Consider the following 10416-nt stretch of genomic DNA (forward strand, 5'->3'; position numbering starts at 1 on the left):
TCAGAGATTGTATTGTTGTGGTTTATAGCTAGCCAGTTTTTCAGGCTGCAGAAACCAGTCAATCGTCGACTGAAGACCATTGCGGAGATCGACCCTGGGTTTAAAACCCGTCAGTCTGTGCATTTTGGCGTTATCCCCCCACAAACGAAATACTTCCGAGCCAGCGGGTCTGATTCTCTGTGCATCGGTGACGAATTCGACTTCGCTCTGCATCAATTCTTTAATCAGCTCCAATGTGTTTGCGATCGAGATCTCAAAATTAGAACTGATATTAACGGTTTCACCAACTGCTGCATCACATTGCGCCAGAGCAATAAAACCATCGCAGGTATCAGTGACGAAATTAAAATCGCGGGTGGGCGTCAAATCACCGACCTTTATCGTTTTGGCACCGCCGGCTATCTGACCAATAATGGTTGGGATCACCGCCCGGGCTGACTGTCGCGGACCATAAGTATTAAATGGTCTTGCAATGGTTACCGGCAGCTTGAAGGCGTGGAAATAACTCATTGCCATAGCATCAGCGCCAATTTTCGAGGCGCTGTAAGGCGACTGCGCCTGCAGAGGATGCTTTTCATCAATTGGCACATACTGCGCCGTGCCGTAGACTTCACTGGTCGACGTCTGGATAAACCGGCTTACCCCCGCATCAAGAGCAGCCTGGCACAGGTTTAGAGTTCCTTGTACATTGGTTTCCAGATAGCTTTGAGGTGCCACATAAGAGTATGGAATCGCAATCAGCGCTGCTAAATGAAATACCTGCTCCACACCTTCACAAAGTTTTCGACAGAAAAATGGATCCCGAATATCACCGCTGATAATTTCAAGCCCTGGATGCGCACTAACCTGCTCCAGCCACCCCCAGTTATTAAAAGAATTGTAATAACTGAGTGCGCGTACTTCGTAGCCCTTTGCCAACAGCATTTCGGTCAGATGAGAGCCAATAAAACCATCTGCACCTGTAACTAAAACTTTCATGCGTTGGCTCCTGTTGCCGGCGGAGTAAAAAGGTAATTCACATCGACTTGATCCAGACTCAAAGGCTCAGCCAAATAGAGTTCCATCCCCTCTCTTATATAAGAGCGCCAAATAGCCAGTACTTCATTAAAAGTTACTAAAGCGTCGCTATCAGCGCCTCTGATGTTCGCAGCAATTTTTGTCAGTACGGCGGCAATGAAATTTGAACTACCGTGGAACAGACAGAAGGTTGGATCGTTTTCAGTAACAGCCCTTTTGCGCATGAATTCCCATTGTGAATTTAACAAGGTTCTTGCCGTTTCCGCATCAACAGCGTCTTCTGCCAGCAATAACAACCAGTCTTGCATTGATTGATGAAATAAGTCGGGATCCAATGCTGCGTAAATTGGGTCTGCGTGCTGTGATAGTTCCGGATAAAACGCAGCATCAATTAGTGTTTGAATCCGGTCTGCTTTATCTGCAATCGGCTCGAGTAGTATATTTTCAGGCTGCAGCGGCACTGTACCTTTAATTTTAACGCCATCACTGCAGTTATAAACTTCAATTTTTCGACCTGCTTTTGCAATAGCCTGCTCGATCAATTTCCGTGAAACATCAAACTCCGGTTTCGTGAACAAGGTTTGACGGAAATTACCAACAGCAGGCACACCTCCACCATGACGAGCCTGGTAGTTATATACCTGAGAGCCATCGGCCTTGTAGTAGGAAGAAAACTGAGAATGGTGGCAATTGATATCGACAAACCCGAGGTCAACGCCAAACAAATAGAAGTATTTAATGCCCAGTTTTATGGCGAAATTCATCACCATATTTGTAACGGTAGGATAAGCATATGCCAGTGATGCAGCCTGAATACCGCGCTTTTTCAGACCGTTGTTAAACACATAGGTTGATGCTTCACCGTCCTTGAAGCACAAATAAGTTGACTTAAACAAAGCAGCAGTATCAGGATGAATACCATTAACACTCAACAGATTGATTTCTCTAAGATAATCAGAGTCATCTATTTGCGAGATCCAGTCAAAAGTGGCACGATTCTGCTCTATCTCTGCATGAAAATCAGGCCGGATGCCCTGATTGTGTAATGAACGTAAAGCGGTACCGCAGCTGATCACAATAACCTGATCACGGTAAGTGCGCAGGTATTCAAAGCAGTGGTCTAAGCTCGGGCCGTTCCCTACAATAAAAACAGGCAAATCCAGACCTGAGTGCTGCTTAAAGCTGTTCGTATCATTACGCAGATAACGATAGCCATTGGCCAAACTGAAATAAGTATGCGCCAGACCAAACCGGGCATGGTCATAGTACTCGCCCATCGCCAGTACAACTTTCAGTTCACTGCGTAAATCACCGATAGATTTTTGCAATGTCACATTGTAGTAAGACGACAACATATAAGTATCTGCGATGGAGTATGCGCCAACCTGATAAAACTGAGCCATTAAATCGTAAAAGTAATGGCTGCCATCACCACCGAGATTCAAATAAACCCTGGCCTTGCGTTCATCAGCATCTGTCAGAATTCTCGCCCAGTCAGTGACGTACAAACTCGCAGCAAAAAAGTCCAGGTTAGGCTCACAAATGTACAAATGACGAATGTCATGCTGCTCGGTCAGCAGTTCGATATGCTTGCCAAGAGCAACCCCAAAGATGATCAGCGATTCAACTACATGTGGTAATTCCGCATGATTCACCATGGTCTTTGTCAACAGGGGCTGTAACGCCTGAATTTTCTGGAAATGCAGATAACTCATAACTTTTCTGCTTACACGCTGGTTCAGGACCACATCATCCTTGAACGGATGTTGTTCGAAATATCTAACCAGAGTTCCGGATTCATTGGCTAAATCAAGCTGCAACAATGCACGGCGCCTGCTGTGATACAAATTGGCCTGTCCTGAAGCATCCTGCACGAGTTGCCAGTGCTTGTTTTGATAATTCAGCATTGTTTGGTGGACTTTTGGCAGCAGCCGCTGTAAGCAATCCATATTGCGGTTATATCTGCCGACAGTAGCATCATCAACAAGCGGTTCAGGTTGGAAAGTACCTAGTACGTTGGATGCTCGTTCAGCAACATACTGGTTACTATCAGAATATGCCGAAAATTGATGTCCGGTATGCAGTATTTTGTCAGTCTGCCCATGTAATGACATCAGATGATGAATAACATCATCCATCATCGGATGAAAACTGTGGCGGTAGACAAACAACTGGTTAAGCTCGTTATCAAACTGGAGGAGTTCAGCCAGCTCAACTGGGATGCTAGTCGCATCACTGCCAATCTGCAGGAAAATATGCGTACCAGTTACTGCGGCAAGCTCTAACAATTGATCCCATCGGGCAACCTGCAGCGAACACATCAAAATATCAACAGAGGGTTCATAAACAATCAAAAACCGAATACGACAGCTCTGTATCAACTGTTCAAGATGCAACCCCAAACCGAGCCCGAAAACCAATACAACATCGGTTTTGGCGGGGAGTGGTTGCTGACGCCAAGCCTGCCCGTCCGAAGTTCCGCGCAGATTAAAATAAGGAGCCTGATTACAAAAATCCGCAATTTCAGCAGCAACTTCAGCTTCAGGATCTGGATTATAAAACACCCGCCCCGTGGCAAAATCAACGATATTCAGCTTACCGAGGTTTGTACAAAAAATTGAAAACTGCTGAACTTCGTGTTGTTCAATGATAGAAACCATTGACGGAATATGCTGGCGAAAAGCGTCAATATTCTGGCGAATATTCTGGCTGATTTGCGGGGCAATTTTTTTTTCTAATGCTGCCTGCTGTTGCTCGTCGTCAAGCAACTGATGATTGATGTACTTCAGCATATAAGCGTGGGTCCGGTTAGTTATTCTGACCGTAGCTGTGCAGCGCTTTTTTACTTTTTGATACTGTTAATAATGCAGCTGCAGCGGTTTCTCGTTCAGAAGTCAGTTGACTAGTCTTCAGAGTAACCCACTGCAAGTTGTCTGCCAATACGCTTTCAAATGTCTGGTCTTTAACTGCTCTAACACAATACGATTCAAGGGCTTGCTGATACTGTAACCAGAGCGCCGCAAAAACCTCTAAATCATAATTCGGCTCAGCGCAGAGTGCATCAATCTGCTGTCTGAGTCCCTGAATATCAGCAAAAGTCTCGCTCATCAGGCCGTAGCCAATGCAGGCTGTGCGCCGCGTTCGGCCAACAACTGAAAGCCTTTTTCTTTTTCAGATTGTGGAATGGAATCCCAGGCCGATTTTATCTTCAGCATAATATCGATAACATCATCTACCTTCGCAGTGTTATTTTCACGACTCGCCAGCATCAGGTGATTAATCATAAAGTCATACAACGACCAAAGATTTTGTGACACTTCGCCACCGACATCCATATCTAAAGAGTTTTGCAGCGCGGCAATGATTGTCATGGCTTTGGATATAGTCTGTGATTTGACCGCAAACTCTTTGCGTTCCATGGCACCTTTTGCCTTCGCCATATTCTCAAGAGAGCCTTGCATCAGTAATTGAATAACCCGATGAGGGTCTGCGACCGCCAGGTCATTTTTGACGCCAACTGATTTATAAGCGTTGATACCGTAACTCATATGAAATCCCGTTAAGAAAACTTAGGTAAAGAGGCCAGCTGTGCGGTCAGATAGCTGGAAGTTCGTTGCATTTGACCAAGCTGCGTATCCAGAGCGCCATAGCGCTGCCGCATGGTCGATTCGAAACTAAACATAGCGATTTCAAAAGCTTCACGGTCTTTATCATTTTTTTTGATTTGGCTTTTGATTGATTCTTCTTTACCAGCCAGCAATCCGCCACGCTGGGTAAATTCTTTGGACAGTTTCTCCAGTTGCTTACCTATGCCGTCAGAATTAGCAAAAAACTGTCCGATCAAGTCATAATTTTCATTTAATGCTTTATCTAACCGCTCACGCCCTGAATCAGTGCCATACAATCCTTTGGTGCTGATTTCCATTTTGCCCTGGTCGTTGAAGGTGATCCCCAGCGCATATAAGGTATTCAGTTTTGGATCGGCAGATTTGACAGCACCACTGACCTGGCTGGTGATTTGTGACATGACTGACCGTACCATCGGATCACTGTTTAGCGCTCCCCCCTCGATTAGTACGGTTTTACCATCAGACGACAACATACGATTTTTGGTCAGATCACCGACTTCTGTCACCAACGCATTATATGCATCCATAAATGCTTTGATTTTGTCTTCAGCCGCTTTGTTATCAGTAGCGATCGTCAGAGTCGCGTTTTCTCCGGCAGGGGTAACGTTTGATATTGTCAGTTCTACGTCCTGAATGACGTTAGAGAAGGTATTAGTTTTGCTGGTCGTGGTAATGCCATCGATAGTCACCGAGGCATCAGCAGCACTTTTTTTCACCTGCATCCCCGCTGGACCTGCACCGGTCAGTACGGTTGACAGCTTATCTAGCTCTGCATTGTTATTGCTGATTTGAAGAGAATTGCCCGTGCCTGTGACATTGGAAGTAACGACCAATTTAGTACCTGCAGTACCGCCTGCGTTAATCAGGTTGGCACTGACGCCAAAATTTGCGCTGGCACTGTTTATTTTTTTCCGGAGCTGGTCCAATGTCATGTTAGCGGTAACATCAACATCAAATGTCTTAGTTCCGGCGGTAAAAGTCATTTTACCTGTAGTTGTTGAAACGATACTGTTTGCATCAGTAAAGAGTCCGTCATTTGACTCCAGCCGGCTCCCCTCGGCAATCGCATTGACTTTGATGTCAAAATTACCTGGCGTAGCTGTGGTTTTCGCTGTCGCACCAACATAAGTTTTATCTTCGTTCGGTTGTTTAACCGTTGTGGTTCGCGCACTCAGATTTTCAATACTCAGTGCTTTTACCGCATCTTGCAGTTTAGATATAGACGATTTTAGTTTGCCGAAACCGGACAAGGATGCATCAAGGTTTTTCCGTACACTGGTCAGTTTGTCGTCTTTCGCTTTACGCTCAACCTGGACTAATTGCTTTACCAGGCTTTCGAGGTCAAGCCCGGACGCTGTACCTAATGCCGAAATTGCCATGATCCATCCTCACCGTTATTCACACTTGATTGTTGACCAGCAAGCCCATTGCTGACCCAAGATCGTCCTGCAACCTCTTGATTGCACTCGCCATTTTCAGCACTTCTTCGCCAGGGATCTGTCGGATCACGTCTTTGGTTTCAAAGTCGATCACTTTGACCACTGCTTTTCCGGAGCTTTCATCCACCGAAAAATTTAAAGTGCGCATTTGTGCACTGACAAACTGGTTAATACTTTCAACGGCAGAGCCCAATTCCTCTTTCGAGGGAGTGCTGCTGCCCCCGGCGTCCTGGACTGATGCAGAAGCGTCTTTATCAGTCCCGGAACCTCGGGTTGCAGTATTGATCTGGTTTTTAAATTCATCCATTTTTCGCTCTGCCGGTACTGCAGCCACTGGGGCATTTTGCCGGAAAAGCGACGATGAACTCGTTTCAACCATATTCATATACCGTTACCTGTCGCTATCGGCATCGGGAACGGAAACTTTAAACCCCGCTCCACGAAAATCCGAACTATTAACCTAATAATGATAGTGCAGATTGTGGCCGGGTGTTGGCTTGCGCCAACACAGTTGTGCTAGCTTGCTGCAAAATCTGTGCCCGAGTCAGTTCGGCGGTTTCTTTCGCAAAGTCAGTATCGCGGATCCGGCTGCGCGCGGCAGAAACGTTTTCAACGATATTTGACAAGTTACGAATGGTGGATTGGAAACGGTTCTGTAACGCACCGAGGTCAGCACGGGCGCCGTCAATAGTTTTGATTGCACTGTCAATACTTGCCAGTGCGGCAGAGGCGCCAGTTACAGAAGATACAGACAAAGACGCTAAGCCAAGACCTGAAGTACCATAGCTACCATCAGTACGCGACAAATTAACACTGATAGTTTGACCAGCGTTTGCCCCGACGAGGAACTTCGCAGAGAAGTTACCTTTTAACAGGTCAACACCACCAAACTGAGTATTCTGGGCGATACGGCTGATCTCCGACTTCAGTGCAGAAACTTCTTTTTGCAGCGCAACACGGTCAGAAGAACTGTTGATACCGTTTTGCGACTGAACAGCCAAAGTCCGGATGCGCTGTAATGCGGTGGTAATTTCATCCATAGCACCTTCGGCGACCTGTGCAACAGAGATACCGTCATTCGCGTTACTGATGGCCTGATTCAGACCATTAACCTGAGAAGTTAACCGGTTACTGATCTGCAAACCTGCAGCATCATCCGCTGCGCTGTTGATACGAAAACCTGAAGACAGGCGTTTAAAAGAAGTATCCAGTGAGCTGCCAGATTGCAATAACTGCCGCTGGGCATTCAAGGACGATATATTGGTGTTTACTGCTAAAGCCATAAGTCACTCCTTAAAGTTGATTCCGGTCTGCAAACCTTCCACAACCTTTGATTAAGCGGATTCCCGCAATTTTCGCCAAACTGCAATTTGGCTTAACTGAGGTATCGGCCGCATCCTGAGAGACTTTAGGAATTTCTGGCACTTTTTTTCCAAAAAACGGCAAATATATTTTTTATCTCATAAATTCAAATAGTTAAACCATGCACTTTTTTGCCGATTTACCAAAAAAGAGCAAAAAGCCGAATTAATTTCGAAAATTTCTTAGTAGTCAGGCAAGTTCATGCCGCAGGAGTAGCGATTAATGCGCTAGCACTGCTTGCCAAAGAGTGTACGGCGAGAAAGTCTGAGGAAAGAATAAAAAAAGCTTGCGGTGAGATAATAAAAGAGCGCCCCTGCAGCTGGCACTGCAGAGGCGGTCCCCAGGGCGCTCACACTGAGCTTCTGACACTACTGGTTTAACCCAGCAGTGACAGCGCTGACTGTGGCCGCTGATTAGCCTGAGACAAAATTGTAGTGCTGGCCTGTTGTAGGATCTGTGAACGGGTCAGTTCAGCAGTTTCTTTCGCAAAGTCAGTGTCACGGATCCGGCTGCGGGCAGCTGATACGTTTTCTACAATATTACTCAGGTTACGGATTGTTGACTGGAAGCGGTTTTGCAGCGCACCCAAGTCAGCCCGTTTTCCATCAATAGTCTTGATTGCACTGTCAATACTGGCCAGGGCTGTTGACGCACCTGTAACCGACGAAATTGACAGACTTGCCAGACCTAAGCCTGATGCACCAAAACCGCCGCCAGTCCGAGATATATTTACGCTAATGGTTTGTCCGGCATTCGCCCCAACCAGAAACTTGGCTGAGTATTTGCCATCCAGCAGATTCACGCCACCGAACTGGGTCGTAGTCGCGATCCGACTGATCTCTGTTTTCAGCGCGGACACTTCTTTTTGCAAAGCGACCCGATCTGAAGAACTGTTAATACCATTTTGCGATTGTACCGCCAATGTTCTGATCCGTTGCAGAGCAGTGGTGATCTCTTCCATCGCGCCTTCGGCAGTCTGCGCCAGTGAAATGCCGTCATTGGCATTGCTGATGGCCTGATTGAGGCCATTCACCTGACTACTCAAGCGGTTACTAATTTGCAAACCTGCTGCGTCGTCAGCTGCACTGTTAATCCGAAAACCTGATGATAAACGTTTGAACGAAGTATCCAGCGAATTACCAGAATTAATTAACTGGCGTTGCGCATTGATCGCAGAAACGTTGGTATTGACAAATAATGACATAGCGTCATCCTCCGGTTGTGTAATACATAGCCATAAAAGCCGTCCTCTTTTCTTCGACAGGAGCAACAGACGCTTTGGGTCGTCGCAGTGTCATAAGCCATTACATTGATCTGGATGAAGAATGCTTAACAGAAATCCAGATCTCTCAATTTCTTACATCGGCTGAGTCGGCTACCGACTCAGCCAAAAATCAGGAACTATTAACCTCCGAGCAGCGATAATGCTGACTGCGGACGCTGATTAGCCTGAGATAGAATGGTTGTGCTTGCCTGTTGCAGAATCTGCGCTCGAGTGAGTTCTGCAGTTTCCTTGGCAAAGTCGGTATCGCGAATTCGACTGCGCGCAGCAGAAACGTTTTCGACGATGTTTGATAAGTTGCGGATCGTCGACTGAAAGCGGTTTTGAATAGCACCAAGATCCGCGCGTTTGGAGTCGATAATAGTAATTGCGCTATCCAAAGCCGTCAGGGCTGCTGAAGCTCCGGTTAAACTACTTATACTCAGATTGGCCAAGCCAAGACCTGAGGTGCCGAATCCACCGCCTGTGCGCGAAATATTGACACTGATAGTTTGTCCTGCATTCGCGCCAACGAGGAAAGTTGAAGAGTACTTGCCATCTAACAACTTCACGCCACCAAACTGAGTTGTAGTAGCCACCCGACTAATTTCTGCTTTTAACGCGGACACTTCTTTTTGCAGAGCAATCCTGTCTGCCGAACTGTTGATACCGTTTTGTGACTGGACTGCTAACACACGGATACGCTGCAGGGCTGTGGTTATTTCGTCCATTGCACCTTCAGCGACCTGTGCCAGCGAAATACCATCGTTCGCGTTACGGATGGCCTGGTCTAAGCCCTGGATTTGGTTAGTCAGGCGGTTGCTGATTTGCAGGCCTGCGGCATCATCGGCAGCACTGTTAATGCGAAACCCTGATGACAGTCGTTGAAACGCTGTATCCAGAGTTTTGCCGGAGTTAATGAGTTGACGCTGGGCATTGAGTGCCGAGACGTTAGTATTGACAAATAAAGCCATGATATCTCTCCTGAACCATATAATTAAAATCAGCGGCACTTCTTTTATATTTAAACCGCTTATTTAATATATCGACCAAAAGAAATCACACTTTAGGAATATATTTATTTTTATTTATTATTATTTTTAAAATAAAAAAGACCATACAATAAATTGTATGGTCAATGAGCAAAAAGCTCAGGAGTTGTATAAATCAGAAATAAAATATAATTCTTTTCTTTTATTAACCTTGCAGTAATGATAAAGCTGATTGTGGTCTTTGGTTCGATTGCGCCAGAATCGTCGTACTCGCTTGCTGCAAAATTTGTGAACGGGTCAATTCTGCAGTTTCCTTAGCGAAGTCAGTATCGCGGATACGGCTGCGCGCTGCTGAGACGTTTTCCACAATGTTAGACAAGTTGCGGATCGTCGATTGGAACCGGTTTTGTAGTGCACCCAAGTCAGCACGTTTTGAATCGATAATAGTGATGGCGCTGTCCAGGGCTGTCAGGGCTGCTGAGGCACCTGTCAGGCTACTGATACTTAAATTCGCCAGACCAAGGCCTGAAGTCCCAAAACCGCCACCTGTACGCGAAATATTCACGCTGATGGTCTGGCCCGCATTAGCGCCTACCAGGAAAGTCGATGAATATTTACCATCTAACAGCTTCACGCCACCAAACTGAGTTGTTGTCGCGACCCGGCTGATTTCAGCCTTCAGTGCCGATACTTCTTTTTGCAGTGCCAGCCGGTCA

The 10416-nt window shown here is 46.2% G+C and carries 10 protein-coding genes; all 10 read right to left on the bottom strand.

Annotation, left to right across the window (positions count from 1 at the left end; translation table 11 throughout):
• Positions 1 to 978 (bottom strand): NAD-dependent 4,6-dehydratase LegB, encoded by a 978-nt coding sequence (locus Q399_RS0119165; protein ID WP_031571400.1) that lies wholly within the window; start codon positions 976 to 978, stop codon positions 1 to 3.
• On the bottom strand, positions 975 to 3809 hold the full coding sequence (locus tag Q399_RS0119170; RefSeq protein WP_031571402.1) for a 6-hydroxymethylpterin diphosphokinase MptE-like protein: 2835 nt from the start codon (positions 3807 to 3809) through the stop codon (positions 975 to 977). Before Q399_RS0119170 ends, Q399_RS0119165 begins: the two co-directional genes overlap by 4 nt.
• 16 nt (positions 3810 to 3825) lie before the next feature.
• A complete protein-coding gene (locus Q399_RS0119175; RefSeq protein WP_031571405.1) occupies positions 3826 to 4125 on the bottom strand; it encodes a hypothetical protein in 300 nt (99 codons plus the stop codon).
• The gene (gene fliS / locus Q399_RS0119180; protein ID WP_031571406.1) at positions 4125 to 4565 is read right to left on the bottom strand and encodes a flagellar export chaperone FliS; all 441 of its coding nucleotides are present in this window, start codon (positions 4563 to 4565) and stop codon (positions 4125 to 4127) included. The genes Q399_RS0119175 and fliS overlap by 1 nt, the downstream gene beginning before the upstream one ends.
• A gap of 11 nt (positions 4566 to 4576) precedes the next feature.
• Positions 4577 to 6025, bottom strand: a complete 1449-nt coding sequence (gene fliD, locus Q399_RS0119185) for a flagellar filament capping protein FliD (RefSeq protein ID WP_031571407.1) — start codon at positions 6023 to 6025, stop codon at positions 4577 to 4579.
• 19 nt (positions 6026 to 6044) lie between these two features.
• Positions 6045 to 6392: a flagellar protein FlaG gene (locus Q399_RS0119190; protein WP_157836354.1), complete on the bottom strand. Its 348-nt coding sequence runs from the start codon at positions 6390 to 6392 to the stop codon at positions 6045 to 6047.
• A 148-nt stretch (positions 6393 to 6540) separates the two neighbouring features.
• Complete coding sequence (locus tag Q399_RS0119195; protein ID WP_031571412.1) at positions 6541 to 7368, bottom strand: flagellin N-terminal helical domain-containing protein; 828 nt, start codon at positions 7366 to 7368, stop codon at positions 6541 to 6543.
• A 455-nt stretch (positions 7369 to 7823) separates the two neighbouring features.
• Positions 7824 to 8651 carry a flagellin N-terminal helical domain-containing protein gene (locus tag Q399_RS0119200; RefSeq protein ID WP_031571413.1) on the bottom strand — a complete coding sequence of 276 codons (828 nt, stop codon included), beginning with the start codon at positions 8649 to 8651 and terminating at the stop codon, positions 7824 to 7826.
• Between the two features lie 200 nt (positions 8652 to 8851).
• A complete protein-coding gene (locus Q399_RS0119205) occupies positions 8852 to 9682 on the bottom strand; it encodes a flagellin N-terminal helical domain-containing protein (RefSeq protein ID WP_031571414.1) in 831 nt (276 codons plus the stop codon).
• Positions 9683 to 9905: 223 nt separating this feature from the next.
• Positions 9906 to 10416: flagellin (locus Q399_RS0119210; RefSeq protein WP_031571415.1), on the bottom strand; the 511-nt coding region annotated here is incomplete at its 5' end.

The sequence above is a fragment of the Rheinheimera texasensis DSM 17496 genome, assembly GCF_000711985.1.
Classification (GTDB): domain Bacteria; phylum Pseudomonadota; class Gammaproteobacteria; order Enterobacterales; family Alteromonadaceae; genus Pararheinheimera; species Pararheinheimera texasensis.

Excerpts from the sequence above, each read along its gene's own strand:
- Q399_RS0119165 (WP_031571400.1), bottom strand. The coding sequence starts at position 978 with ATGAAAGTTTTAGTTACAGGTGCAGATGGTTTTATTGGCTCTCATCTG.
- Q399_RS0119170 (WP_031571402.1), bottom strand. The coding sequence starts at position 3,809 with ATGCTGAAGTACATCAATCATCAGTTGCTTGACGACGAGCAACAGCAG.
- Q399_RS0119175 (WP_031571405.1), bottom strand. The coding sequence starts at position 4,125 with ATGAGCGAGACTTTTGCTGATATTCAGGGACTCAGACAGCAGATTGAT.
- fliS (WP_031571406.1), bottom strand. The coding sequence starts at position 4,565 with ATGAGTTACGGTATCAACGCTTATAAATCAGTTGGCGTCAAAAATGAC.
- fliD (WP_031571407.1), bottom strand. The coding sequence starts at position 6,025 with ATGGCAATTTCGGCATTAGGTACAGCGTCCGGGCTTGACCTCGAAAGC.
- Q399_RS0119190 (WP_157836354.1), bottom strand. The coding sequence starts at position 6,392 with ATGGATGAATTTAAAAACCAGATCAATACTGCAACCCGAGGTTCCGGG.
- Q399_RS0119195 (WP_031571412.1), bottom strand. The coding sequence starts at position 7,368 with ATGGCTTTAGCAGTAAACACCAATATATCGTCCTTGAATGCCCAGCGG.
- Q399_RS0119200 (WP_031571413.1), bottom strand. The coding sequence starts at position 8,651 with ATGTCATTATTTGTCAATACCAACGTTTCTGCGATCAATGCGCAACGC.
- Q399_RS0119205 (WP_031571414.1), bottom strand. The coding sequence starts at position 9,682 with ATGGCTTTATTTGTCAATACTAACGTCTCGGCACTCAATGCCCAGCGT.